Origin of the sequence: Actinokineospora sp. HUAS TT18 (genome assembly GCF_051364635.1) — a bacterium.
In the GTDB taxonomy this organism is placed as follows: Bacteria; Actinomycetota; Actinomycetes; order Mycobacteriales; family Pseudonocardiaceae; genus Actinokineospora.
Map to the genome: position 1 here is coordinate 3,825,535 of NZ_CP195645.1, position 25,433 is coordinate 3,850,967.

The 25,433-nt window shown below is 69.2% G+C and carries 18 protein-coding genes; 11 read left to right on the plus strand and 7 right to left on the minus strand.

The features are described 5' to 3' along the window. Nucleotides 1-1,074: 1,074 nt before the first annotated feature. Nucleotides 1,075-3,414: a discoidin domain-containing protein gene (locus ACSHT8_RS17090; RefSeq protein ID WP_436491803.1), complete on the minus strand. Its 2,340-nt coding sequence runs from the start codon at nt 3,412-3,414 to the stop codon at nt 1,075-1,077. Nucleotides 3,415-3,906: 492 nt separating this feature from the next. Then, nucleotides 3,907-4,374 (minus strand): DoxX family protein, encoded by a 468-nt coding sequence (locus tag ACSHT8_RS17095; protein WP_436491804.1) that lies wholly within the window; start codon nt 4,372-4,374, stop codon nt 3,907-3,909. Between the two features lie 85 nt (nt 4,375-4,459). Between ACSHT8_RS17095 and ACSHT8_RS17100 the strand changes: the two genes are divergently transcribed. The 6 genes from ACSHT8_RS17100 (at nt 4,460) to ACSHT8_RS17125 (ending at nt 12,335) form a co-directional block, all read left to right on the plus strand. Continuing rightward, entirely contained in the window at nt 4,460-5,023 is a 564-nt protein-coding gene (locus ACSHT8_RS17100; RefSeq protein WP_436491806.1) for a TetR/AcrR family transcriptional regulator, read from the plus strand. 132 nt (nt 5,024-5,155) lie between these two features. Continuing rightward, nucleotides 5,156-6,325, plus strand: a complete 1,170-nt coding sequence (locus tag ACSHT8_RS17105) for an endonuclease (RefSeq protein ID WP_436491807.1) — start codon at nt 5,156-5,158, stop codon at nt 6,323-6,325. A 12-nt stretch (nt 6,326-6,337) separates the two neighbouring features. Then, complete coding sequence (locus tag ACSHT8_RS17110; protein ID WP_436491808.1) at nt 6,338-6,706, plus strand: YchJ family protein; 369 nt, start codon at nt 6,338-6,340, stop codon at nt 6,704-6,706. Between the two features lie 54 nt (nt 6,707-6,760). After that, on the plus strand, nt 6,761-7,825 hold the full coding sequence (locus ACSHT8_RS17115) for a hypothetical protein (protein WP_436491809.1): 1,065 nt from the start codon (nt 6,761-6,763) through the stop codon (nt 7,823-7,825). A 120-nt stretch (nt 7,826-7,945) separates the two neighbouring features. Beyond that, a complete protein-coding gene (locus tag ACSHT8_RS17120; protein WP_436491810.1) occupies nt 7,946-9,697 on the plus strand; it encodes a M14 family zinc carboxypeptidase in 1,752 nt (583 codons plus the stop codon). Between the two features lie 250 nt (nt 9,698-9,947). Then, the gene (locus tag ACSHT8_RS17125; RefSeq protein WP_436491811.1) at nt 9,948-12,335 is read left to right on the plus strand and encodes an immune inhibitor A domain-containing protein; all 2,388 of its coding nucleotides are present in this window, start codon (nt 9,948-9,950) and stop codon (nt 12,333-12,335) included. An 80-nt stretch (nt 12,336-12,415) separates the two neighbouring features. On the opposite strand, the gene ACSHT8_RS17130 is transcribed toward ACSHT8_RS17125, so the two are convergent. From ACSHT8_RS17130 to ACSHT8_RS17140, 3 genes are all read right to left on the minus strand, one after another. Then, entirely contained in the window at nt 12,416-13,765 is a 1,350-nt protein-coding gene (locus ACSHT8_RS17130; protein ID WP_436491812.1) for a condensation domain-containing protein, read from the minus strand. 92 nt (nt 13,766-13,857) lie between these two features. After that, on the minus strand, nt 13,858-14,862 hold the full coding sequence (locus ACSHT8_RS17135) for a magnesium and cobalt transport protein CorA (RefSeq protein ID WP_436491813.1): 1,005 nt from the start codon (nt 14,860-14,862) through the stop codon (nt 13,858-13,860). A gap of 68 nt (nt 14,863-14,930) precedes the next feature. Next, entirely contained in the window at nt 14,931-15,665 is a 735-nt protein-coding gene (locus tag ACSHT8_RS17140; RefSeq protein ID WP_436491814.1) for a hypothetical protein, read from the minus strand. Between the two features lie 78 nt (nt 15,666-15,743). On the opposite strand from ACSHT8_RS17140, the gene ACSHT8_RS17145 reads away from it, so the two are divergent. Both ACSHT8_RS17145 and dinB read left to right on the plus strand, forming a co-directional pair. Beyond that, on the plus strand, nt 15,744-16,307 hold the full coding sequence (locus tag ACSHT8_RS17145) for a dihydrofolate reductase family protein (protein ID WP_436491815.1): 564 nt from the start codon (nt 15,744-15,746) through the stop codon (nt 16,305-16,307). A 28-nt stretch (nt 16,308-16,335) separates the two neighbouring features. Continuing rightward, nucleotides 16,336-17,532 carry a DNA polymerase IV gene (gene dinB / locus ACSHT8_RS17150; protein WP_436491816.1) on the plus strand — a complete coding sequence of 399 codons (1,197 nt, stop codon included), beginning with the start codon at nt 16,336-16,338 and terminating at the stop codon, nt 17,530-17,532. Between the two features lie 230 nt (nt 17,533-17,762). Here dinB and ACSHT8_RS17155 read toward each other — a convergent pair whose 3' ends face one another. Together ACSHT8_RS17155 and ACSHT8_RS17160 are read right to left on the minus strand one after the other, a co-directional pair. Continuing rightward, on the minus strand, nt 17,763-19,751 hold the full coding sequence (locus tag ACSHT8_RS17155; protein WP_436491817.1) for an EAL domain-containing protein: 1,989 nt from the start codon (nt 19,749-19,751) through the stop codon (nt 17,763-17,765). A gap of 132 nt (nt 19,752-19,883) precedes the next feature. Further along, complete coding sequence (locus ACSHT8_RS17160) at nt 19,884-21,122, minus strand: acyl-CoA dehydrogenase family protein (protein ID WP_436491818.1); 1,239 nt, start codon at nt 21,120-21,122, stop codon at nt 19,884-19,886. 208 nt (nt 21,123-21,330) lie between these two features. Here ACSHT8_RS17160 and ACSHT8_RS17165 point away from each other — a divergent pair, with 208 nt between their 5' ends. From ACSHT8_RS17165 to ACSHT8_RS17175, 3 genes are all read left to right on the plus strand, one after another. Beyond that, nucleotides 21,331-21,783 carry an SRPBCC family protein gene (locus ACSHT8_RS17165; RefSeq protein WP_436491819.1) on the plus strand — a complete coding sequence of 151 codons (453 nt, stop codon included), beginning with the start codon at nt 21,331-21,333 and terminating at the stop codon, nt 21,781-21,783. Nucleotides 21,784-21,975: 192 nt separating this feature from the next. Next, a complete protein-coding gene (locus ACSHT8_RS17170; protein ID WP_436491820.1) occupies nt 21,976-22,683 on the plus strand; it encodes a DUF2306 domain-containing protein in 708 nt (235 codons plus the stop codon). A 96-nt stretch (nt 22,684-22,779) separates the two neighbouring features. Continuing rightward, nucleotides 22,780-25,416, plus strand: a complete 2,637-nt coding sequence (locus ACSHT8_RS17175; RefSeq protein WP_436491821.1) for a M91 family zinc metallopeptidase — start codon at nt 22,780-22,782, stop codon at nt 25,414-25,416. Nucleotides 25,417-25,433: the final 17 nt, after the last annotated feature.

A 25,433-nucleotide genomic window follows, 5' to 3' on the forward strand; every position in this document is an offset into this window, starting at 1 on the left:
TGGCGTATGCCTCCCTAGCACCTACGAGCTGAGCGAGCCGATCGGATCGCAGAGAACCGATACGACCCGACGCTCGACTAAACGGACTACACTCACACTGCCGATGGGGTCACTAGGCGGTGTCTGACAATTCAGCGGAGCCGAGGACGAGTGAGGCGCGCTGGATCCCGGCGAGGCAGCGGCTGGCGCGTTAGTCGTGCGGCTGGTGATCGCGCGGAACTGTCTGAGTCGGTTGATGCATCGTTCGACGGCGTTGCGCTTCGTGTATGCGTCGGGTCGCGGGCGTCGGCGAACGCGGTGACGTCATGGGTGTTGCCGCCGCTGAGCCGTGTCGACAGCGGCAGACCGCGCCTATCGACGGCGAGATGGATCGTCGCGGTCGGCTCGGCCCGGGATCGGCCCGCCGCTTACGGGTGCGGTGGTGGTGTCCAGCCGGCTTGCGCACCACCAGGCGGGCCCTCAGCCGCCCTCTGTCACGCGCCCCGGCGGTGGGCTAGCTAGAGCCCTCCGGTGATCGTGGAGTCGCAGACCCACGATGACGCGGTCGGGGTCGTGGAGTGGACCGTGTCGGTCGGGCGAACCGCTCATCGACGGTATACCACGGCCTGTAACGGGCGGGGACATCCCGGCACGGCGATCCCGTGCGCTCTCGCCACAGAATCAATTATCAGACTCGGCCAAGCTTGGGTTTAGCCTCGACCTGCCGGGGCGAGATCCCAATTGATCATAGGTGAAGCCGTTTTTTGATCATTCCTCCTGCGACAGAAGGATGGTCACGACCAAGGGCTTCAGTTGGTCGGTGTGCACGATGTCGGCGGTGCCGACGCGCTCGAGGACCTGGCCGGTTTCCGTGAGGAGTTCTACGGTGTTTGCCGCGTCGGTCGGATGCGTTGTTCGAGCTGGCCGAGGCGGTGTTTGCCTGCCCAACCTCAACCCAACCGATAAACATGTCAGGCCGTTTCCGCGTCGAATGCGGCGATCGGCACCCCGTTGGTCCACTGGACCAAGCGCCGCAGAACCGCTGAGACACCTAGACGGCTGGGACACCACGTGGTGTCCCAGCCGTCACTTTGGCTATGGCTTGATCTGGAAGGAATAGAGGGAGTAGCCGTAGGTGGTGCCGCGCGCGATGCCTTGCATGCGAACGTAGCGCGCGGTGGTAGTCGGGAACGCGAGCGTGTCGACGCCCGCCGTGGTTCGGCCGCGGCGCTGGGCCACGGTGGTCCAGGTCGTGCCGTCGGTGGAGGCGCGGATGTCGTAGTCCTTGCCGTAGGCAACTTCCCAGTTCAGCTGCACCGAACTGAACGTCCGCGACGAGCCGAGGTCGACCTGGATCCACTGGTTGTCGCTGTAGGCGCTGGACCAGCGGGTTGACTCGTTGCCGTCCACGGCGTAGCTCGCCGGGAAGTTGGCGGTCTCGGTCGACGACGCGGTAACGGGGCGGCCGAGTGCGAGGTCGGCGCTGATCACCTCGAATGAGTAGAGGGAGTAGCCGTAGGTGGTGCCGCGGGCGATGCCCTGCACCCGGACGTAGCGCGCGGTGGCGGTCGGGAACGTGAGCGTGTCGACGCCCGCCGTGGTGCGGCCGCGGCGCTGGGCGACGGTGGTCCAGGTCGTGCCGTCGTTCGACGTCTGGATGTCGTAGTCCTTGCCGTAGGCGGCTTCCCAGTTCAGGCGCACCGACGAGAACGGCTGCGGGGTGCCCAGGTCGACCTGGATCCACTGGTTGTCGCTGTAGGCGCTCGACCAGCGGGTCGAGTCGTAGCCGTCCACGGCGCTCGCCGCGGGGAGGTCAGGGGACTCGGTGGACGACGCCGTCGCCGGGCGGCCCATCGCCAGGTCACCGGGGGTGCGGGTGGGGGCGAGGGTGTCGGGCAGGTAGGTCGTCCCCGGGCCCTGGCCTGCCGCGTTGACCTTGCCGAGGAACGCCGTGTAGTCGGTTCCGCCCTTGGTGGGCGACCACATCTTCTGGGCGAGCGCGGCGAAGCTCTTCTCGATCAGGCCGTGCACCTGCAGTTCGGTGTAGGTGGCGCGCACGAGGTCGTTCCAGACCGCGGGCATCGCGCCGAGCAGGCTTGGGTGCTGGGCGGTGAGGTTGTGGGTGCCGCCGAAGATGTTGGGTGCCCAACTGGTGAAGATGCTGCGGCCGTCGAGGCCCTGGCCGTGGTAGTAGTTCGCGAACGGGACCACGTACAGCAGGCCGTCGTTGGAGTTGATGACCTTGTAGCCGTCAGCGATCGCGGCCGTCGGCGAGTACCAGCCGTTGTTCCAGCTGTTGATGACCATGTTCTTGTCGTAGCCCGCGCCGCCGCCGGACATCTGGGTGAAGCTGCCCCAGGCGTTGACGCTCTTGCCGAGCGACCGCACGTACGGCGCCAGGGTGTTGACGTAGGTCTTGTACTGGCCCGCCAACTCAGTCGGGTACTCGTCGATGCCGATGTGCACCGCCGGGCCGCGGAACCAGGGCGTGAACTCGGCGAACACGCTCTTCATGAACTCGGTGGTCGCGGGCTTGCCGAGGTCGAGGTGGTCGGAGTTGCCTCCGTTGAGGCCCAGCTCGGGCTTGAACTTGATGAACGCGCGCGCGTGGGCCGGCGAGTCGATCTCGGGGATGATCGTCACGGCGTTCGCGGCGGCGGTGTTCTCGAAGGCGTCCCAGTCGGCGCGGGAGTAGGAGCCGTCGGTGGCCGCCAGCCCGGCGAAGGCGGGGTTGGTGCTGGCGAGCCGGAAGGCCGACTGTGCCTGCGACCAGTCGCCGTTCGGCGGGTTGATCTCGTTGTCGTTGAGGTGCAGCTGCAGGGTGTTGAGCTTCAGCCAGCCCATCCAGTGCAGGTAGGACTGGATGAACTCCGGGGTGAAGAAGCGGCGGCCCACGTCCAGCATGAACCCGCGCATCGCGTAGTCCGGGAAGTCGACGGCGGTGCCGACCGGCAGGCTGACGCGGTCGGGCGAGCCGACGATCGCCTGGAGCAGCGACCGGGTGCCGTAGTAGGCACCTTTGTCGCTGCCGCCGACGATCTCGACGGACGCGCCGACGGCCAGGCGGTACGCCTCGGGCCGCAACTCCGTTTTGGCGGCGCCGAAGTCGGCGGCGGAGTCGACACGCAGGGCGATGTCGCCCGCACTAGCGGTGCCGGTGGCGACGGTGAGCCGCAGCGGCGTCAGCTCCGCCGCCTCACCCACGACCTGGGCGGCGAGCGCCTGCAGCTTCGCGGAGGCCCCGGTGGGCACTACGACGCGGCTGGTCGAGGTGAGGACCAGGCGGCCCGTTCCACCCGACCACTGCTGCAGCGCGGGCACCACTCCGGGTGGCGCGGTGTTCACCTGCGCTTCTGCGACCAGGTTCGCACCGAACGGCGCAAGGGTCAGAGTGACGATGCCCGCGACCAGCGATCGCGAGAGTTTGGTTTTCACAGCGGGGCCTCCGTGCAAGGGGACGAGGAGGACAAGTGCAGGGCTTACCACGCCGCCGAGCCGGGTGCGGGGCAGCAGGTGAGGGGGCTAGCGGGCGTTCGACCACGGGGGTATGTGGTCTAAACCACTTGAGTTTCGGAGGATCCTCCCCCGGGCGTGGCGGTCCGTCAAGAGATGGACTGATCCCCGAGTAACGCGCGCACCCGGTCCACGTCGGTCAGCCCCATCGCCTCGTAGTGGGCAAGCGTTTTCCGCCAGTGCTCGCGTGCGATCGCGCGGTTACCCTTGGCGTACAAGGAAGACGCGATGCGCTCCGCCTGCCGGAGCGGTGCACGTCGACCTCATCGCGAGGACATCGACGGCACATCCGGGCGGCGCGAGGGCTTTGCCCAGCCGGGAGATGTACCCGTGGACGAGGCCGCGGGCGTCGGCCGGGGCTGTCCCGCAGGGGGTGACGACGGGCGGTCGGATCCCGATCGTCCGTCGCCCCGATTAGACGCTCGCCGTCACCCGCCTCGCTCGGGCGTAGTGCCAGACCAAGGCCAGGGTCGCGGCGAGGAAGACGATCTGCATGGCGGTTCGGGGGGCCAGCTGGTCGCCGAAGGATGGGGACAGGCCGTGGTTCGCGGCGTAGATGTTGGCCGGGAACATGCCCACCAGCATGGCGCTGAGGCCCGCGGCAGCCCAGAGCGTGGTGGGGCGCCAGAGGACGCCGATCGCGCCTGCCAGTTCGAGGATGCCGGTGATCGTGACCAGCAGTTCGGGGGCGGGCAGGTCCGGGGGGACCATCCGGATCAGTTCGTCGCGCATGCCGACGAAGTGGGCGATGCCGGTCGCGGTGAACATGGCCGCCACGCCGCCGCGCAGTGGGTTCTGCCAGGGGCGCAAGGCGCGTACACCCAGTCTGCCCAGCGCGAACAGGGCCAGGGTCGTGACGATCAGGATGATCAGCGGAGCCATCGGGCGGATCCTTCCTCAACAAACTTGTCACTGACAAGATTGCGCCAGTCGAGACATCTTGTCAATGACTAGATAGGCTGGCCGCATGACCAAGCGCGGGTACCACCACGGCGATCTGCGGCGGGCGGTGCTCGACGCCGCGGTCGAGGCGATCGGGGAGCACGGGCCCGGCGGGGTGAGCCTGCGGGACCTCGCCCGGCGCGCCGGGGTGTCGCACGCTGGGCCGGTGCATCACTTCGGCGACAAGGCGGGGCTGTTGAGCGCGGTCGCCGCCGAGGGGTACGCGCTGTTGGCCGACGCGCTTGGGGAGGCGTGGGCGGCGACCGGGGACTTCCGGGAGGTGGGGGTGGCCTACGTCCGGTTCGCGATCGGGCACAAGGCGCACTTCGAGGTGATGTTCCGACCCGACCTCTACCACCCGGACGACGCCGACGTCGTCGCCGCGCGGGAGCGGGCCACGGCGGAGTTGAACCGGGGGGTGGACACCGTCGCGGGTGGACATGATCCCGGGTTGGCGGCGGTGGCGGCGTGGTCGCTGGTGCACGGCTTCGCCACGCTGTGGATCACCGGGGGCATGAGCAAGGTCGACCGCGACCCGGAGGAGATGACCCGCGCGATCGCGCGGGTGCTGTTCTCGCCCCCGGCTTAGCGATCACCGGACGGACGGAGAACCGTTCCAAGCAATTCACTCGATAGTGGGTGATCTCGTGCGACGCTTTCCTACGAACGAGAACTGACCAGTCACTTGGGGTCACCAGCCGTCGGGGAAAGGGCGTCTCCCATGTTCGCGAAGCGTCGAGCCTGGAATCTCTTAGCCATCTTGACCGTGGCCGCCGCGGTCGTCATCGGGGTGCAGGTGCCGGGAACCTCCGCGCACGCCGCGGCCCCGCTCACCGTCGCCCAGGCGATCGGGCAGCAGACCGGGGCCACGGGCACCGTCCGCGGGTATGTCGTCGGGCAGCCGACCGGCACCACGACGGTCATCCGGTCGGGCTTCCCGAACGACTACGCCCTCGCGCTGGCCGACTCGCCGAGCCAGACCAGCACCTCGCAGATGATCTACGTGCAGATCACGTCGGCCTTCCGGTCGGCGTACGGCCTGCAGAGCAACCCCGGCCTGATGGGCAAGCAGCTCGACGTCACCGGCAAGCTCAGCGCCTACTTCTCGCACGCGGGACTGACCGCCACGACCGCGTTCGCGCTGGTCAACGGCACCACAACGACCACGACGCCGCCCACGACGACCACCACCCCCGGTGACTACGACGGCACGTACTACCGCACGGCCATCGGCCTGTCCGGCACGTCGCTGAAGAACGAGCTGAACCGGATCATCAGCGCCCAGACCAAGCTCAGCTACGACGCGGTGTGGAACGCGCTGAAGGCCACCGACGAGGACCCGTCGAACCCGTCCAATGTCATCCTGCTCTACAGCGGCCGCTCGCAGAGCAAGTCGACCAACGGCGGTGGCGTCGACGACTGGAACCGCGAGCACGTCTGGGCCAAGTCGCACGGCGACTTCGGCACCGCGACCGGCCCCGGAACCGACGTGCACCACCTGCGCCCCGAGGACGTCACGGTCAACTCCAACCGCGGCAACAAGGACTTCGACAACGGCGGCTCCCCCGCCGCCGAGTGCCCGGACTGCTTCACCGACGCCGACTCGTGGGAGCCCCGCGACGCGGTCAAGGGCGACGTCGCGCGGATGATCTTCTACATGGCGGTGCGCTACGCGGGCACCGACGGCTGGCCGGACCTTGAGGTCAACAACAGCGTCAACAACGGCTCCGCGCCCTACATCGGCAAGCTGACCGTGCTGAAGACCTGGAGCCAGCAGGACCCGCCGGATGCCTTCGAGAAGCGGCGCAACCAGGTCATCTACGACCAGTTCCAGCACAACCGCAACCCGTTCATCGACCACCCGGAATGGGTGACATCCATCTGGGGCTGACATCCTCAGCGGATGACCTGTCCCTGCGGGCTTGGAGTCCCGCTCGCTGAATGCTGCGGCCGCCTGCACGACGGCCACGCCCGAGCCGCGACCGCCGAACAACTCATGCGGTCGCGGTTCAGCGCGTTCGCCGTCGGCGACGCCGCCTATCTGCTGGCCACCTGGCACAAGTCGACCCGGCCCAAGCGCGTCGCCATCGACCCGGCCGACGAGTGGACGCACTTGGAGATCGTCGGACGCACCGCGGGCGGCCCGTTCCACACCGAGGGCACCGTCGAGTTCCGCGCCCACTACGAGGCGAACGGCAAGCCGGGCGTCGTGCACGAGAACAGCCGGTTCGTCCGGGAAGACGGCAATTGGTCATACGTCGGCGAAGCGTGATCAATCAGGGCTAGCCTCGGCGGGGAGATCCGCTCGACACCCCTGCGAGTGACCATGCGACTTCGTGTTCTGGCCGTTGCCCTGCTCGTCGCGGGCTGCTCCACGCCCGCCCCGGCGGCGCAGCCGGTCACCCCGGTTGATCTCCCCGCCACCCCGGTTGCCCTGGCCGTCGACGGGTCGGCGCTGCTCATCGGCATGCGGCGGGACGGGCAACCGCTCGTGCCGGCCCTCACGCGGCGGGCTGATGGGAAGCTGACCGACATCCCGCTCCAGGGCGCCAGCCCGTACGGCCTGCTCGCGACCTGGCAGTCGATCGCGGTCGACAACGGCGCCTATGTCGCCATCGGCGGGGAACGCGGCGGGGCGCACGGGAACGTCCGCTGGAGCGCGTGGTCCGGATCGGCGGCCGGCGTCACCGAGAAGCCGCAGGCGTTCAGCACGTTCGGCGGCTGGGGCGCGGGCGACCTGATCGACGCGGTCATCACGCCACAGGGTCCGGTGCTGGTCGGCTCGTGGGAGAGCAAGCGGACCGGGCTCGACGTCGCGGTGTGGACCGCCGACGGCGACTCCTGGAACCGGCAGAGCTCGGCGGGCACCCCGCTGGAGAGCGCCGCGGACGCGCTCGGGTTCGCCACCGCGGCCACGGGATTCGGCCAGGGTGTCCTCATCGTGGGCTGGCAGCTCGGCGAAAGGATCATGCCCGTTGTCTGGCGGTCCACGTCGGGCGCGACCGGCTGGACCAAGACCCCGCTCCCCGACGCCGGGTCGACGGGCACGGCCATGTCCGTGCGCTGTTGGGCGGCCACGTGCGCCGCGGTCGGCCAGGTCGACGGCAAGCTGGCCGTCTGGGAACTCAGGGACGACCGCTGGACCCGGCTGGGCGGCGAGCCCGCGGTCCCGGTGAGCGACAAAGACAAATTGGCGCCGCCCGTCGAACGCGATGGCCGACCCGCGGTGGTGATCGCCGACAACGGCAAGATCCGACTGATCACGCGCGAGTCGACGGGATGGCGCGACACCGAAATCAGCGGCCCGACCGGTGCCGTCACCGCGACCGCGCAACTCGGCGGCGCGATCTACCTGATCGCCGATCAACGACTTTGGGAAGCCCGTCTCTGACCGTTTTGCGGCTATTAACAGAGTTTTGTTAAATTACCCAGTTCCCACTTTGTTGTCACGCCCCCACGTCATCCCCAATCGTGGGCACGTTCTCCTCACCCTGCATCCTGGAGGAACGAAGTGGCACGACAACGACGAGCGGTACTGACCGCGGCTGGCGCCGCGGTCGCCGCCGGGGCACTGCTGCTGGGCGCCCTGCCCGGCCAGGCCGCGCCGACCCCGACGGCCGCCGCCGCCGGACCGGCCTACATCTACCGCGTGCACGCCCCACTGGGCAAGGCCGCCCAAGACCTGCTCGGCCAGGGCTTCGACGTCCTGGAGACCCGCGACGGCCAGGACCTGTTCGTCGCCGGTGACGCGAGCGTCGGCGACCGGCTGCGGCGCGGCGGGTTCAGCGCGACCGTCGACCAGGTCGCCCAGGCTCCACAGTGGACTCCGCCGGCGAAGCGCTGGCAGGCCAACAGCTTCGGCGCCGCCGAGCTGGCCGACACCTACTACGGCGGCTACCGCACGGTGAACGCCCAGTACGCGCACCTCGACGCGGTGGCCCAGCAGTACCCGGCGCTGGCCACGGTGGTCGACTACGGCGACTCGTGGCGCAAGACCCAGGGCGCGGGCGGCTACGACCTGCGGGCCATCTGCATCACCAAGAAGGTCTCCGGCGACTGCGCGCGCACGCCGAACTCGGCCAAGCCGCGGTTCTTCGTGATGGGCCAGCTGCACGCCCGCGAGATCACCACCGGCGACGTCGCCTACCGCTGGATCGACGAGCTGGTCACCAACTACGGCACCAACACCGAGATCACCTCGATCCTGGACACCACCGAGATCTGGGTCGTCCCGATCGCCAACCCCGACGGCGTCGACATCGTGCAGCAGGGCGGCAACTCGCCGGTCCTGCAGCGCAAGAACGCGCACGGCTCGGGCTGCAGCACCGGGTACAACGGCGTCGACCTCAACCGCAACACCAGCTCCGGCTACGGCACCGGCAGCAGCTCGTCGCCGTGTGACGAGACCTACCGGGGCACCGCGGCGAACTCCGAGGCCGAGACCAAGGCGCTGCAGGCACTGTGGAAGGAGCTGTACCCGGACCGCCGCGACGGCGGCATGAGCGTCCCGGCCCCGGCCGACACCAAGGGCATCGTGCTGAGCATGCACAGCTACTCCAACCTGGTGCTGTTCCCGTGGGGCTCGACGTCGGCGCAGAAGACCGGCAACGACGCCTCTCTGCGCGGCATGGCCAAGGACATGGCCCAGCTCGCGGGCGGCTGGGGCTACGGCCAGCCCGGCGAGGTGCTCTACAACGCGGGCGGCTCGACCGACGACTGGGTGTACGACGAGCTCGGCGTGGCCAGCTTCGTCTGGGAGATCGGCAACAGCAGCGGCTCCTGTGGCGGGTTCCTGCCCGCGTTCAGCTGCCAGCAGAGCACGTGGTGGCCGAAGGTGAAGCCGATGCTGCTGTACTCGGCGAAGAAGGCGGCCAACCCGTATGGCGGCACCACCCCGCCGCCCCCGCCGCCGGGCTGCGGCAAGAAGACCAACGACGCCGACGTCGCCATCCCGGACGCCGGTGCCGCGGTCACCAGCTCGATCACCGTCAGTGGCTGCGCGGGCAACGCCCCGGCGGGCACGCCGGTCGAGGTGCACATCAAGCACACGTGGCGCGGTGACGTTGTCGTCGACCTGGTCGCGCCGGACGGCACGGCCTACCGCCTGAAGAACTCCAGCGCCAACGACTCGGCCGACAACGTCGACACCACCTACACGGTGAACCTGTCGAGCGAGGCGATGAACGGCACCTGGAACCTGAAGGTGCAGGACGTGGCCAGGTACGACACCGGCAACATCGACAGTTGGAGCCTCACCTTCTAGTCGGGCCGCTGTCTGGCCATGTGAGAACCTTTCGTGAAACGATCCCATCTCCCCCGCGCGGGCGATGGGATCGTTTCTCGCATTCGCGTCAGCGGTACCGACATTCGGACTGCGCCATTTGGTCCATCAAGTCGAGTTATGGCAAAGATGTATGGCATGAAACGCGCCATGTATTCAAGTTGTAATAAACGAATGGACGCATCTCACATACCTTCCCGCAACGACGGTGAAACGAATTTCGGGAGGACGAGTGCGTCGCACAATGGTCGTCGCGCTGGCGGCGGTCGCGGGAATCAGTGTCATGCCGGGGGTGACCGGCGCCAACGCGGCTCCCCAGCCGTCCACGGCGCCCACCACCTCGGCTGAGAACGCGCCGGACGAGTTGGTCACGCCGCTGGAGAAGAAGCGGCGCGACATGCGCCAGACCGGGCTCGCCAAGGTGCTCAGCGGCGAGGCCAAGGCCGAGAAGCGCGGTGCGAGCACCGTGGTCAAGGTCAACCAGCCCGCCGCCAAGACGATGGCGGCCACCGGCACGCGCGCCCCGGCCGACCAGTACGTCGAGCTGGCGCGGGAGAAGACCGACAAGATCTTCGTCGTGCTCGCCGAGTTCGGCAACGAGCGCCACCCCGACTTCCCCGACCGCGACACCGACCCCAACACCCCGGGTCCGACGCGGTTCGACGGTCCGGCCCACAACGAGATCCCGGAGCCCAACCGGGCGGTCGACAACAAGACCATCTGGCAGGCCGACTACTCGCAGAGCCACTACCAGGACCTGTACTTCTCCCATGAAGCAGGCGTGGAGTCGGTCAAGAACTACTACGAGAAGCAGTCCTCCGGCCGCTACTCGGTCGACGGCAAGGTCACCGACTGGGTCAAGGTCAAGTACAACGAGGCCCGCTACGGCCGCTCCAACGGCTACCCGTGTGCAGGCCGCATCTGCGGCAACAGCTGGTTCCTCGTCTCCGACGCGGTGAACCAGTGGGTCGCCGACCGCAAGGCCGCGGGCGCGACCAGCGAGCAGATCAAGACCGAGCTCGCCGAGTTCGACACGTGGGACCGCTACGACTTCGACCACGACGGCGACTTCAACGAGCGCGACGGCTACATCGACCACTTCCAGATCGTGCACGCCGGTGGCGACCAGTCCGATGTGGACCCGAACCAGGGTGAGGACGCCATCTGGGCCCACCGCTGGTACGCCTTCTACAGCACCTCGTCCGGCCCGGACAACAACAAGCAGGGTGGCGCCCAGATCGGCGACACCGGCCTGTGGGTCGGCGACTACACGATGCAGCCCGAGAACGGCGGCCTGGGCGTGTTCGCCCACGAGTACGGCCACGACCTCGGCCTGCCGGACCACTACGACACCGTCGGCCCCGGCGGCGCCAAGGAGAACGGCGTCAACTGGTGGTCCATCATGGGCCAGAGCCGCGTCTCCGCCGCCGACGAGGCGGTCGGCCTGCGCGCCAACGACATGTCCGCGTGGGACAAGCTGCAGCTGGGCTGGCTGGACTACGAGACCGTGGTCGCGGGCCAGGACCAGAAGCTCAAGCTCGGCCCGGCGGCGTTCAACAGCGTCGACCCGCAGGCCGCGGTCGTCGTGCTGCCGGACAAGGTGAAGACCACGACCATCGGCGCCCCCGCCGCGGGCACCAAGCTGTGGTGGAGCGGCCAGGGCGACAACCTGTCGAACACCCTGACCCGCACGGTCGACCTGACCGGCAAGACCACCGCCGAGCTCAAGCTCAAGGCCGACTACGACATCGAGGACTGCGACTGCGACTTCCTCTTCGTCGAGGCCTCGGTCGACGGCGGGGCGTTCACCCCGCTCGACGGCACCGTCGACGGCAAGCCGTTCACCCGCAGCGCGGTGAACGAGCCCGCCATCACCAACACCTCCGGCGGCCGCTACGTCGACGTCTCGGTTCCGCTGAACTCCCTGGCGGGCAAGAACATCAAGCTGCGCCTGCGCTACCAGACCGACGGCGGCGTGATCCTCAAGGGCTTCCTGGCCGACGAGATCAGCGTCATCGCCGACGGCACCGCGATCGTCACCGACGGCGCGGAGAACGGTGACAACGGCTGGACCGCCGCCGGTTTCAAGACCACGACCGGCACCGAGAGCAGCTCGTACGACAACTTCTACATCGCGAGCTTCCGCAACTACGCCTCGTACGACAAGTACCTCAAGGTCGGCCCGTACGACTACGGCGACCCGTCGAAGCCGAACTGGGCGACCCGGTTCCCGTACCAGGACGGCCTGCTCGTGGGCTACTGGGACACCTCGCAGATCGACAACAACACCAGCGCCCACCCGGGCGAGGGCAAGATCCTCTACGTCGACGCGAACCCGGACCCGCTATACAACCTGCAGGGTGCCGCCTGGCGTCCGCGCATCCAGGGCTACGACGCGACCTTCTCGCTGCAGAAGTCGGACTCGTTCACCCTGTACGCGCAGGGCAAGCCGAGCTACGTCCGCGGCAGGCCGGCTCAGCCGCTGTTCGACGACCGCAAGTCGTACTGGAACGCGACGCTGGCTACGTCCAGTGTCAAGCTTCCGGCGGTGGGTGTCAGCATCAAGGTGCTGTCGCAGAACGACAAGAACATGACGATCCGCGTGTTCCCCTCGCAGTAAGTTGACCGACGAGAGCCCGGGCAGACGCTGGTCTGCCCGGGCTCTCGCGCGTGTGTGCCCAGTTTGGGCGGTTCGCGCCGTCAGGCCAGCGGTGCGTCCGGGTTCGCGACGTAGGTGGCGAGGATGTCGCGGAGCTGGTCGACCATCCCGGTCATCGTGGACTCGTCAAACAGGTTGCTGTTGAAGCCGAGGGTGCCCACCAGGTCGCCGGACGGGTCGACGCCGAGTTGGAAAAGGGCGCCGTCCGGGACGTCGCCGCCCTCGGCCTGCGACAGCACCCGCCGCCGGACGCCGGTGTACTTCAACTCGCCTGCCGTGTCGTCGGCGATGAACGGGGAGCCGACGACCTGGAAGGCGATGACGGTGTGGTCATCGGTCATGACCGACGCCATCAGCTCCGGGGCCTGCGCCATGATCTGGCCGAACGGGATGTCGTGTTTGTAGGCCTCCAGGCACGTGGCGCGCACCCGGACCAGCACCTCGCGGAACGTCGTCGCGCCGGTGAAGTCCGTGCGCAGCGGGACGTAGTTGAAGAAGGAGCCGACGGTGGCGTGGAAGCGGGCGTCGTTGCGGCCGGAGGTGAACGTCGGCACCACGATGTCCGACGACCCGGACTGCTTGTGCAGCAACACTTTGTACGCCGCGAGCAGCGCCATGAACGGCGAGCAGCGGGTCTCGCGGGCCACCACGTGCACCGGGGCCGTCAGCGAGGAGTCGATCAGGAACCGGTGCCACGACGTGTTCTTCGGCAGCCCGGCCGACCGCAGGTGGTCCGTCGGGGTCGCGTGCAGGCGCGTCCCGGCCAGTTTGTCGCGCCAGTAGTCCTGGGCCTTCTGGACGGCGGGCGAGTCGGCGGCCGCCAGCTCCTTGGCGGTGAACTCCCGATACTGCGCGACCGGCGGCAGGTCGGCCTCGGTGCCGGTGATCCGCGCCTGGTAGAAGCCCGCGAAGTCGCGCATGATCAGCTGCAGCGACCACTCGTCGACCGCACTGTGGTGGGCGGTGAACACGAGCACGGAGTCCGAGGCGTCGAACCGGCCGAGGACGGCGCGGATCAGGGGAAGGTCGCGGGCGGTGTGCTTGCCCGCCTCGCCGTCGTTGAGCAGCTGCTCGACCTTCAGGTCGCGGTCCACCACGTCCGAGAGGTCCAAAATGGACAGTTCGGGCATGCTCGCGGGGACGATCTGCTGGTAGCGCTCGTCGCCGTTGTTCACGATCAGCGTACGCAGCGTCTCATGCCGCTCCACCAGGTCGAACAGCGCCAGGCGCACGGTGGCCTCATCGACGGGACCGGTCAGCCGCCAGCCGCTGACGATGTTGTACGCCGCGCCGAAGGGGCCGTCGTCGCCGCCGGTGTCGAAGTTGCAGAGGAATTCCTGGTTGAACGAGAGCGGGACACGGTCGGCGAGGTCGGATTCGGAGATGCTCATGCTTCCCACAGCCTCCTTCGAGGGGCACACGGACGCTGTTCGAACCGTAGCAACGCGCCCTGAGCAGGAAGTTCTTTGAGAATGCCGAAAAGCTAAAGCCAGCCGTTGCGCTTGAACGTCCGGTACAGGATCAGGCACGCGCCGAACACGAGGATGGCGACCATCGGGTAGCCGAACTTCCACTTCAGCTCGGGCATGTACTCGAAGTTCATTCCGTACACGCCCGCGATCATCGTCGGGATGGCCAGGATCGCCGCCCACGCGGTGATCATCCGCATGTCGTTGTTCTGCTGCAGGGTGATCTTGGCCAGCGTGGCGTTGAGCAGCGTCGTCAGGATCTCGTCGAAGCCCGCGATGCGCTCGATCACCGTCATCAGGTGGTCGTCGACGTCGCGGAAGTAGGAGCGGATCTCGGTGGGCACCAGCGCGGTGTCGGTGCGCGCCAGCACCCGCAGCGGCTGGGTCAGCGGGGCAACGGCGCGGCGCAGTTCGACGATCTCGCGCTTCATCAGGTACATCTGCTCGGCGCCGATGGGGCTGCGCGGGGCGAAGACCAGGGTCTCGACCTCGTCGATGTCGCGCTCGAACGCCTCGGTCGCGGCGAGGTAGTCGTCGACGATGTGGTCGGCGATCGCGTGCAGGACCGCCGCCGGACCGGCCGCGAGACGCTCGGGCGCGGCCTCCAGTTCCTCGCGCAGGTCGCCGAGGCCGGAGTGGTCGCGGTGGCGGACGGTGAGGATGAAGTCGGGGCCGAGGAACACCATGATCTCGCCGGTCTCGACGATCTCGTTGGTCGTCGTCGGGGACTCGTGGGTGACGTGGCGGACCGTCTTGAGCACGGTGAACAGGGTGTCGCCGTAGCGTTCGACCTTCGGGCGCTGCTGGGCCATGACGGCGTCCTCGATGGCCAGCTCGTGCAGCCCGTAGGCCTCGGCCATGGCGCCGAGCTGGCGGTTGCTCGGCTCGAACAGTCCGATCCAGACGAATCCCTCGCCGGTCTCGCGCACCTGGGTGATCGCGGCGGCGGGCTCGTGGCGGCCGGGCAGGCGCTTGCCGTCGACGTAGATCGCGCAGTCCACGACCGCCGACAGCGGCACGGCTCCTCCTACAGTGCTCGGGCTGCGCTTTGTTTACCAGAGCGGGGAAGCCGCCCGGGCGGGAACCGTCACTTCAGGTCGTGGCCGAGGCGCAGGGCGTCGGTGCTGATCCGCTTCATCTCCGCGCGGTGCGCCTGCTGGTCGGGGCCGGGGCGGGCGGTGTCGGACTCGACGATCACGACGTCGGCGCCGTTGATCCCGGCCGCGAAGCCGCCGCGGCTGAGCCGGTCGAGCCCGGGGACGACCAGCGCGCGCTCGCGCACCAGGTCCATGACGCTGCCGGTGTTCTCTTGGCGGACCAGGTCGAACAGCTGGCGCGCGTCCGCGGCGGACTGCATGCGCACCACGGCGACGGAGCTGTGGACGGTGCGGCCGTCCTCGGTCTGGGAGGTGAACAGCGCGCGGGTGAGCTGCTGGCAGGTGGTGCCCGCGAGGAAGCGCTTCGTCGCGCCGTAGGCGTGGTTGGCGCAGTCGCTGTCGAACACGGCGGCGGGCGGCTGGGCGGCGCGGGTGAACTGCGACTCGACGGCCTGCGGCTGCGCGGGTGGCGCCTGCTCGCCGTCGCCGAGCAGCGCCCAGACGCCGAAGCCCAGCAGCGCGAGCACGGCGGCCAGACCTGCGGCTTTGACCGCGAAGCGCGGCCGCGGCGGCGGCTCGGGGGCGGGCGGGTCCGGCCGCAGGGCGGCGGGGAGTTCGGCTGGTAGGGCGCTGAGGATCAGCGACGGGGTGCGCGCGTCGTCGATGGGCCGCGGCGGGAACTTCGGCGTCGGCCGGTCGCTCAGCGTCGAATCCTTGATCTGCACGCTGCGACCCTATCGGCAAGTCGACCTCTGAAACTGTGATCTATTCGAGATTTTTGGTTTGTGCGGGAGGCTGGTGCCATGCGGAAACTGACCTTTGCCATGAACGTGTCCCTGGACGGCTACACCGCCGCGCCCGGTGACGACCTCGGCTGGAGCGTGCCGAGCGACGAGCTGTTCCAGTGGTGGTCCGACCGGGTGGGGGCGACCGACCTGGCGCTGTACGGGCGCAGACTGTGGGAGGGGATGAGTTCCCACTGGCCGACGGCCGACCAGCAGCCCGGCGCCACCCCGGCGCAGATCGAGTACGCGCACCGCTGGCGGGACATGCCGAAGGTGGTGTTCTCCTCCACGATCAGCACGGTCGACTGGAACGCCCGCCTGGTCGCCACCGACGCGGTCGCCGAGATCGCCCGGCTCAAGGCCGAGGACGGCGGTCCGATGGACATCGGCGGCGCCACCCTCGCCGCGGCGGCGATGCGGGCCGGGCTGATCGACGAGTACGTGCTGGTCACCGCGCCGGTCCTGGTGGGCGGCGGCACGCCGTTCTTCACCGCCCTGGACAACTGGGTGAACCTGAAGCTGGTGGAGACCCGGACGTTTCCCGAGGGTCTGCTCCTGACCAGGTACGAGACCAAACGCTGACGCGCCTGACGGTCGTCCATGCGAACATATGTTCGTGTCGAACCGGGCGACCATCCTGCACGCCGACCTGGACGCGTTCTACGCCTCCGTCGAGCAGCGCGACAAGCCGTGGCTGCGCGGCAGGCCGGTGATCGTCGGCGGCGGCGTGGTCCTGGCGGCCAGCTACGAGGCCAAGGCGTTCGGCATCCGCACGGCCATGGGTGGCGGCGAGGCGCGGCGGCTGTGCCCGCGCGCGATCGTGGTGCCGCCGCGGATGTCGGCGTACTCCGAGGCCAGCAAGGCCGTGTTCGAGGTCTTCCGTGACACGACGCCGCTGGTCGAGGGCATCTCCATCGATGAGGCGTTCCTCGACGTCGGCGGCCTGTGGCGCATCGCGGGCACCCCGCCGGAGATCGCCGCCCGGCTGCGCAGCGAGGTCCTGCGCCGCGTCGGCCTGCCGATCACGGTCGGCGTGGCGCGGACGAAGTTCCTGGCCAAGGTCGCCAGCGGGGTGGCCAAGCCGGACGGGCTGCTGGTGGTCGAACCCGACGGCGAGCTCGACTTCCTGCACCCGCTGCCGGTCGAGCGGCTGTGGGGCGTCGGCAAGGTGACGGCGCGGAAGCTGCACGAACTGGGCATCACGACGGTCGGCGAGGTGGCCGACCTGTCCGAATCGGCCCTGATGTCCATGTTGGGTCGCGCTTCCGGGCGCCACCTGCACGCCCTGGCCCACAACCGCGACCCGCGCCGAGTGCGGGTCGGCCAGCGCCGCCGGTCCATCGGCTCCCAACGCGCCCTGGGCAGACGTCCGCGCACGGCCGACGACCTCGACGCCACCCTCGTCGCCATCGCCGACCGCCTGGGCCGCCGTCTCCGCGCCGCCCACCGCGTGTGCAGAACGGTCACTCTGCGCTTGCGATTCGCCGACTACACCCGCGCCACTCGCTCCCACACCCTCGCCCAGGCCACCGCGGAGACCGATCAGCTGCTGTCCGCCGCGCGAAAGCTCCTGCGTGCGGCCCTGCCGATGATCTTCGATCAGGGCTGCACGCTCATCGGCCTGACCCTGGCCAACCTCTCCCGTGATGACGCGGTGCAACTGGCCCTGCCGTTCGACTCGGGCGCCCCACTGGACCTCGACGAGGCGATCGACTCGCTGCGTGACCGGTTCGGCTCGGCGTCGGTGACCAGGGCGGTGCTGCTGGGCCGCGACCCGGGCATCTCGGTGCCGCTGCTTCCGGACTAGGCGACGCAGTTCGGGTCCAAGGCCCATAGACCTCACCCACCGCGGGCGTAGCGTCCCCCAGACCAGGCCGGACAGCTCCGGGGACAACTGGACGACGCTGCCCGACACCCGGAGACAGCCTGTCCCGAGGGCTGGCGCGACCTGCACCCGCACCTCGACCACTACCAGACGGTCAACGCCGACGGGCGGTGCTCGCGTTGGGCTACCTGCTGCCATGAGGGAGGCCGCTGTCAGGTGACCTCCGCCAGCGACCCCGGGTCACCGAAGATCGGGCCCTCGCCGAGGTCGACGCCGACCTCGGCCCACCACGACGTTTCTTCTTCTGTCCGCAGGCCGCCGACGATCATCGAGTGGCCCGCCGCGCGGACCAGCGGGACCAACCCGCGCGCGGCCAGCACCCCCGGCAGGCTGCTGCCCGCGTTGTCCGACACCCAGGTCGCCACCGAACCGAGCAGCCGGACCGCGCGCAGCGGCATTGTGTCCAAATAGGTCAGATCGCGGCTCGCGGCACCGTAGCCGTAAAGGACGATGCCGACACCAAGGCCGGAGAGAACGTCCAGGTTGTCCTCGGCGGGCCTGCCCGCGGCGTGCAGCGAGCGGACGGGGAAGCCGAGGTCGAGCCGGTCGGGCGCGAGGTCGGCCTCGGCCAAGGCGCCGCGGACGGTGGCGACCAGGTCGGGATCGACGGCCTCTTCCCTGGTCAGTTCCACGTACAGCCGGATGTCGTCGACGGCGGCGACCTGGATGGCGGACTCGGTGAGCAGCCAGCGGCCGATGCGGAGACCGAAGCCGGTCTCGGCGATAGCGCGAAGGCAGGCCCGATGGTCGAGCCCGCCCAACTCGGGGTGCTGCCAGCGCAAGGATGCCTGGACAGCGACGGTTCTTCGGTCCGCCAACCGCACGATCGGGCGGTGGCACACCTCGATCTGGCCGCTCTCCCACGCACCCGGCACCGAGGCCGCCAGCCGGAGCTGGGCACGGCGGGCGGCGTCGTCGGCCGGGTCGACCAGCCCCCACTGGCCGCGGCCGTCGGCCTTCAGCGCGCGCAGCACGATGGCCGTGGCACACAGCAGTTCCACCGGGTCGGTGCCGGGCGTGACGTCGCGGGCCACCGCGACCGTCGCCGACGCCGCGACCCCGTGACCGTCCACATAGGTCGGTTCGGCGAGTTCGGTGTTGATCCGCTGGGCCAGCCCGGCGACATCGGCGCCCGCGCCGACCAGCACGGCGAACTCGTCGGCGCCGAAGCGGGCGACCGACGCGCGGTCGCCCGCGACCGCGGTCAGCTTCGTGGCGACGGAACGCAGCAGCGCGTCGCCGACGGACCAGCCGAGGCCGTGGTTGATCACCGAGAACGCGTCGAGGTTGAGGTGCAGCACCGAGGCGGGCACGGTGCCGCCGAGTGCCTCCTCCAGGCCGCCGATGAACGCGTGCCGGTTGAGCAGGCCGGTGAGCGGGTCGTGCGTGCCCTGGTAGCTCAGCCGCTGTTCGAGCAGGTGCAGGTGGGACACGTCCTGCGCCATCGTCACGTAGGCGGTCGGCCTGCCCGCGCCGTCGCGGAGCACGGACACGGCCAGGTGCACCCACGCCTGGTCGCCGTCGGCGCGCATGAGCCGGGCGCGTTCGCGCAGCCTGCCCGCCTCCTCGTCCTCGCCGAGCAGTTCGGCGTAGCGGGCGAGGACGTCGGCGCGGTCGAGCGGGTAGAGCAGCTCGGCCAGCCTGCGGCCGGTCACACCGTCGCGCTCGTAGCCCAGAATCCGCAGGGCGGCGGTGTTGACCTCGGTGACGACGCCGTCGAACGTGGAGATGAGGATGCCGACCGTCGCCGAGCCGAAGAGCAGGGCCGACCGGGCGCGGCTGTCGGCGAGGTCGCGCTCGGCCGCGGCCAGCCGGACACCCGCGGCGAACGCCTCGATCACCGCCGGGACGCGGCGGCCGTCCGGGTCGCCGACGAGGTCGCGCAGGCCGGTCAGGACGGCGGTCGTCTCCGGCAGGGTTTCCGGCGCGACCAGGGCCGCGTCGACGAGCAGCGCGCCGACCTCGGCCGCGGCGTGTGAGTCGAACGGCTCGCCGCGCGTCACCTCGACGAGTCGCCCGATGGGTCCGATCAGCTCACGCTCGACGCCGACCCGTGCGCCCGTTGCCGGTTTGAGTGCCCCCGCCCACTGCTCCGCCAGATCAGTTCGATCCACCGCGGTGCCGCCGATCGCCTGGCACATCAACTCCCGATGATCACCCGCCCGTGAGCGGTCCTGGCGGGCAACGTATCACCGGGCGCAGGTTCGAGCACCCAAAGCGATCATCGTCGCCCGATTAACCCGGATGGACCACCCAGATGGCGGAGTCAGCGGTCAGTGTTCGTCGGTGATTCCGAACTTCAGCTTGGTCAGCTCGCGCTTCGCGATGGTGGTCAGGAAGACGCTGATGCCCGCGTGGCTGTGCTGCATCGACAGGTCGCGCCAGACGCGCTCGATGCGCTGGCCGTTGCGGACCGCGCTGGAGCCCGCCGTCGGGAACAGGTACTTCTGCACCGCGTCCCAGCACAGCCGGACGACCTCGCGGCAGATGACCGCGATGCGCAGCTCCTGCTCGACGGTGAACGCCTGCGGACCCTGCTCGCACAGGTCGCGCCACTGCTCGATGGCGTGGTGAAAGGCGGCCTCGGCGGTGGCGATCATGCCGGTGGCCTCGCCGTACCAGAACTGGTAGTCGGCGTCCTCCGCGCGGCCCACGATCGGCGGGAACATGGTGGTGCGCGACGACATCAGCTCGCCGTACGCGTCGAGCGCGCCCTGGGCCATGCCGACGGCAAGGACGGCGTCCTCCAGCACCATGAAGCTCAGCGGTCCGCCGCCGTACTCGGGATTGCTGTGGATCTCGCTGCCCGGCGTGCCGTCGGCGACGCTGACCTGGCTCACGTGGGTGTCGATGGTGCGGTAGTCGGGCACGAAGACGCGGTCGAGCACGATGCTGTGCGAGCCGCTGCCCTTCAGGCCGAGCTGGCCGCCCCAGTCGTCGAGGCGGGTCCACTGGTCGCGGTCGATGATGAACAGCATCGGGCCGAAGTCGTCGCCGTAGGGGACGATCGTGTGCCCGACGAAGTGCGAGGCGTAGGGCACACCCGAGCAGTAGCTCCACTTGCCGCTGAGGATCCAGCCGCCGTCGACGCGCTCGGCCTCCCCGCCGGGCATGACGGTGGCGGGAGCGATGAAGTCGCCCCCGGCGAAAACCTCGTCCTGCACGCGCTCGTTGAACAGCGTGCCGACCATGTGCGCGTGCGCGGCGCCGAGGCAGAACATCCAGCCGGTCGACGGGCACGCGCGGGTCAGGATCTGGGTGACCTTCATGAACGTGTCGATGCCGAACTCGTAGCCGCCGTACCGCTTCGGCACGAGGATCCGGTAGAAACCCGCCGCCCGGAACGCCTCGTGGGTGTCCTCGGCGTAGAAGGTCCGCTCCTCGGTCTCGGCTTGGCGCTCGACCAGCGTGGCCGCGATCGTGTGGGCGCGCGCGATGACCTCGGCTGGAGTGAGGTCGGGCTCGGGCGGTCCCGCGAATCCGTTTTCGGCAACAGTCGTGGTGAGAGTCATCGCGCGCAGATCCTTTGCCTCGGATGGATGGCCGCCCTTGGAGAGTCACACATCCGGGTGGCGGCGGGCGTCTCCCTTCGTGCGCGGGGATGGCGGCGCCGAACAGAGCAATATGGAAGGTGCCGTTGCGGCAAATGGACGAGAGGCTGGGGTCGTAAGACGTGTCGCTCAGCGGAGCGTCCACATGCACAACGAAAGGAAACGTCCGATGGCCGAGAACGGCACCGGCGCACTCACGATCACCCGCTTGCTCGACACAACCCCGAAGGACGCGTTCGACGCCTGGACCTCCCCCGCGCGGTTCGCGCAGTGGTGGGGCGGCGCGGGCTTCAGCGCCCCGGTGGAGAAGGTCGAGCTCAACGCCGAGGTCGGCGGCTCGTGGAAGGCGACCATCGTCGCCGACGCGGACGGCTCGGAGTACCCGTTCAAGGGCACCTACAGCGTCGTCGACGAGCCCACCAAGCTCGTGTTCACCCTGGAGGACGACAACCACCCGGACGCGCCGCCGGAGTCCATGACGGTGACCTTCACCGAGAAGGGTGACAAGACCGAGCTGGTCGTGCACCAGGACAGCAACCTCGACGAGGAGACGCTGGCCAAGGCGAAGGAAGGCTGGGGCGGCTTCTTCGACGCGCTCGCCGAGCACGTCGCGAAGAGCTGAGCGGGTTAGCCGGAGCCGCGGCTTCCTGACTGTCCACGAAGGACGGTCAGGAACCGCGGCTTCGTGCTGTGTGGACGGCGAAAAGACCGCACTCGGGAAGATGTCGGTGGCGCTGACCGGGCGAATCATTGTCCCCGGTCGCCCAGTCGGGTGACAGCCCGGACCGCCCAGTCGCACCCGAGGAGAGTCACCGTGACACAGGAAATGGAGAGGACAGGCGCCCCGGCTCGACCCCGGGACACCGCGGACGACCCCAAGTCCGAGACCCGCGCGCCCTGGATGATCCCGATGACGTTGATGGTCATCGCGTTCCTCGTCTACCAGTTACCGCCGTACGCGGCGCTGGACCCGCTGAAGTCCCGCATCCCGCTGCAGACGCCGTCGCACTACTGGCTGCTCGTCGGTCACGTGCTGTTCGGCGCCGTGTGGCTGATCGCGGGACTGCTGCAGGTGTGGCCGTGGCTGCGGATCAGGAAGCCCGCGGTGCACCGCTGGACCGGCCGCGCGTACGTCTTCCTCGGCGCCATCCCGTCGGCGACCTTCGCGATCCTGATGCTCCCCGTGGCCTACCCGGTCGGCAAGGTCGGCGTCGCGATGTCGGCCACCTTGTCGGCTGGTGCGGCGATCCTCGGCTGGGTGAAGCTGCGCCAGCGCCGGTACGCCGCGCACCGCCTGCTCATGCTCTACAGCTTCGCGATCATGTGGGGCCAGATCATCTGGGGCTTCATGATCGGCGTGCCGTTCGCCTTCGGCTGGGTCGGCGGCCCGAACACCGACTTCAACATCGTCGTCGAGGCCGCCCGCTGGGTCGGCTGGGTGCTGAACCTGGTGCTGATGGCCTGGTGGGTGAACCGAACCTCGGGCAGGCGCATCAACGGCCTGCGCGGCGTGCGCGCGTAACCCAGATCACCCGATCGATTGCTATCTGCGCACGGTCCGCGCGCTCCTGTAATGCTGAGTCCGCGGTGAGCGGACGGCGGCGGATCGGGGGATCGCATGCGGTACGGCGTAGTGGTTTCGGCCCTGCTGGCCATGATGTGGTGGACCGCCCAGCCGGCGGTCGCGGACTCCGCGACCGCCGGTTTCGCCGGTTCGGCGGGCAGTTCGACGTATCAGCCGGGCGAGCCGATCACACTGCGGTGGACGCTGACCAACTCGGGCGCGACGGCGTGCAAGGCGGCGTCCGAGGCCGAGGCCGTGGTCACGATCGGCGCGGTGACCAGGGACGGCACGCCGCTGGCGCGGAACCTGAGCGCCCCGCTGTTCGACGGCGTCCCGGGCGATTCCCCGCTGACCGAGCTCGCGCCGGGCGCGTCGGTCGAGCTGGTCGACGAGTCGACGGAGACGCTGCGCAGCGTGTCGCGCGGACCGGTGCGTGGCCAGGACGTGGTGTCGTCGTGGACGTTGGCCGAACCCGGGTCCTATGAGGTCACCGCCACCTACGCGCTGCCGACGCCGGTCGCGGACGGGTGCGCGGGGGCCACGGCGACCGTCCGCTTCACCATCGGCGCCCCAGCGGGCAAGGGTATCGAGCCGTGGATGTGGGCGGTTGGCGCGGGTGTGATTGTGCTTGCCATCGTGGTGTTCCTGCTGGTGCGCGGACGGCGGAAGGCCGCGGCGGCGCTGATCCTGTTGGCGGTGACCGGGTCGCTCACCGTCTCCCCCGGACGGTCCGCCCAGGCTTCGATTGAAATCATCGACGTTGTCGGCCAGACCGCGTTCCGTGACGCCGTCAACGGCTGCCTGAACACGTTCAACAGCGGCCACGACCCGATGGGGATCATGCCCGGCCTGTACGCCAACCCGCACATGATCACCATCAGCAAGACCACGGGCACCAGCGGTGCGGAGAAGAAGCACTCGCTCCAGGAGAAGCCGCCGGGCGTGGCCGACGACGTCAAGATCACGTGGAACCCGACGAACCGGGACGTCTACTACGGCGACGACGTGGCCCGCGATCCCTGCGCCGCGCTCTACCACGAGTTGCACCACGCGGTGGCGATGTCGCAGGGTGGACAGCCGGACATCGACAGCATGAAGGTGTGCGGCGACGAGAGCGGCATGGCCTACACCGAGTACCTCGCGGTGAAGGCCGAGAACGCCTACCGCGCGGGCGCGCCGACCAAGCTCCCCGCCCGCAAGTCCTACACCGCTTACAACCGCAGCAGAACTGTGTCGATGAAGGAGGCGGAGCAGGCGTGCAAGAACCCGCAGCCGCCTGCGAAGCCGAAGACCGTGTCCAAGGCCAATGAGTGCGTCAAGGTGTGCGCCAAGTCCCGAAACGACCCGCACCTCGTCACCTTCGACGGCCACCACTACGACTTCCAGGCAGTCGGCGAGTTCGACGCGGTGATCGCGGGCGACCTGCGCGTGCAAACGCGCCAGGGCGGCAACGGCGTCCCGAACGTCAGCGTCGACACAGCCGCGGCCATGTCCGTCGCGGGCGACCGCCTCGCCTTCTACGCCACAGGTGGCGCGTTGACCGTCCGGCTCGACGGCAAGCCATTCGTCCTGGACAAGGAGACGCGGCTGCCGCGTGGCGGGGTCGTCCGGCCGAGCGCGGAGGACTTCGAGGTGTCGTGGCCGGACGGTTCCCGCGTGTGGGTGGAACCGTTGGGCGGCAACGCGTTGAACGTGACAGTGTCGCTCGCCGCGGCCCGGCGCCCCAGCGGCCTGTTCGGCGACACCGACGGTAGCCAAGCCAACGACTTGACCACCCGGCAAGGTGTGGTGCTGACCGATCCGCCGTTCGACAAGCTCTACAAGGAGTTCGGCGACAGCTGGCGGATCACCCAGGCGGAGTCACTCTTCGACTACGCCCCCGGCGAGTCGACCACGACGTTCACCGACCGAGCGTTCCCGGCCAAGGCGGCCACCGCCGCCGACCTGCCCAACCGCCCACAGGCCGAGGCGGTCTGCGCGGCGGGCGGCGTCCGCGACCCGCGCCTGCTCGCCGAATGCGCGCTGGACGTCGGCATGACCGGCCTGGCCCCGTTCCTCGCTTCCGCGGCCGCGGAACAGTCCGGCCTCGACACGACCGACCAATCCGGCGCCCTGCGCGACGGCGACACGGTTACCGCGGACCGCCCGTGGACAGGCGCAGGCCGCATCGGCGCCCCCGGCGAGAAGGACGTCTTCCGCTTGGACCTGGCCGGTGCGACCTGGTTCTCCCTGCTGGACGTCACCGGTTCGGTGGAGATCAAGCTGACCGGCCCAGGCGCCGCGAGCCCCCTACTCCCCGGCGACCACCAGTACGGCGTCCTCCCGGGCGGCGAGTACCAGCTGGAGGTCACTGGTTCGGGTGACTACGGCTTCCGCCTCGTGACGCTGAAACCGCGGAACCTGACGGCGAAGGTGGGTGGCGAGGTCAGCGGGACACTGGACGTGCCGGGTCGAGTGGAGCTGGTCAAGATCGACCCAGCGGGCGCGGAACGGCTGATGGTCACGGGAACCCCGTGCGAGGACGTCACGTTCGGCGTCGTGCCGGACTCGCCGACGCCTCGGGTGTTCACGCCGTACGAACTGTGCTGGGAGGTACCGACGTCCCGACTGGAGGACGGCGCGCACGTGATCGTGCTGTGGTCGGAGTCCGCCAAGACCGGCGCCTACCGCTTCACAGCCGAGGGCGCCTGACACGTCCGCGCCCCTGG

Excerpts from the sequence above, each read along its gene's own strand:
- ACSHT8_RS17175 (WP_436491821.1), top strand. The coding sequence starts at position 22,780 with ATGCGGTACGGCGTAGTGGTTTCGGCCCTGCTGGCCATGATGTGGTGG.
- ACSHT8_RS17155 (WP_436491817.1), bottom strand. The coding sequence starts at position 19,751 with ATGTGCCAGGCGATCGGCGGCACCGCGGTGGATCGAACTGATCTGGCG.
- ACSHT8_RS17115 (WP_436491809.1), top strand. The coding sequence starts at position 6,761 with ATGCGACTTCGTGTTCTGGCCGTTGCCCTGCTCGTCGCGGGCTGCTCC.
- ACSHT8_RS17095 (WP_436491804.1), bottom strand. The coding sequence starts at position 4,374 with ATGGCTCCGCTGATCATCCTGATCGTCACGACCCTGGCCCTGTTCGCG.
- ACSHT8_RS17130 (WP_436491812.1), bottom strand. The coding sequence starts at position 13,765 with ATGAGCATCTCCGAATCCGACCTCGCCGACCGTGTCCCGCTCTCGTTC.
- ACSHT8_RS17105 (WP_436491807.1), top strand. The coding sequence starts at position 5,156 with ATGTTCGCGAAGCGTCGAGCCTGGAATCTCTTAGCCATCTTGACCGTG.
- ACSHT8_RS17145 (WP_436491815.1), top strand. The coding sequence starts at position 15,744 with ATGCGGAAACTGACCTTTGCCATGAACGTGTCCCTGGACGGCTACACC.
- ACSHT8_RS17110 (WP_436491808.1), top strand. The coding sequence starts at position 6,338 with ATGACCTGTCCCTGCGGGCTTGGAGTCCCGCTCGCTGAATGCTGCGGC.
- dinB (WP_436491816.1), top strand. The coding sequence starts at position 16,336 with ATGTTCGTGTCGAACCGGGCGACCATCCTGCACGCCGACCTGGACGCG.
- ACSHT8_RS17165 (WP_436491819.1), top strand. The coding sequence starts at position 21,331 with ATGGCCGAGAACGGCACCGGCGCACTCACGATCACCCGCTTGCTCGAC.
- ACSHT8_RS17100 (WP_436491806.1), top strand. The coding sequence starts at position 4,460 with ATGACCAAGCGCGGGTACCACCACGGCGATCTGCGGCGGGCGGTGCTC.
- ACSHT8_RS17160 (WP_436491818.1), bottom strand. The coding sequence starts at position 21,122 with ATGACTCTCACCACGACTGTTGCCGAAAACGGATTCGCGGGACCGCCC.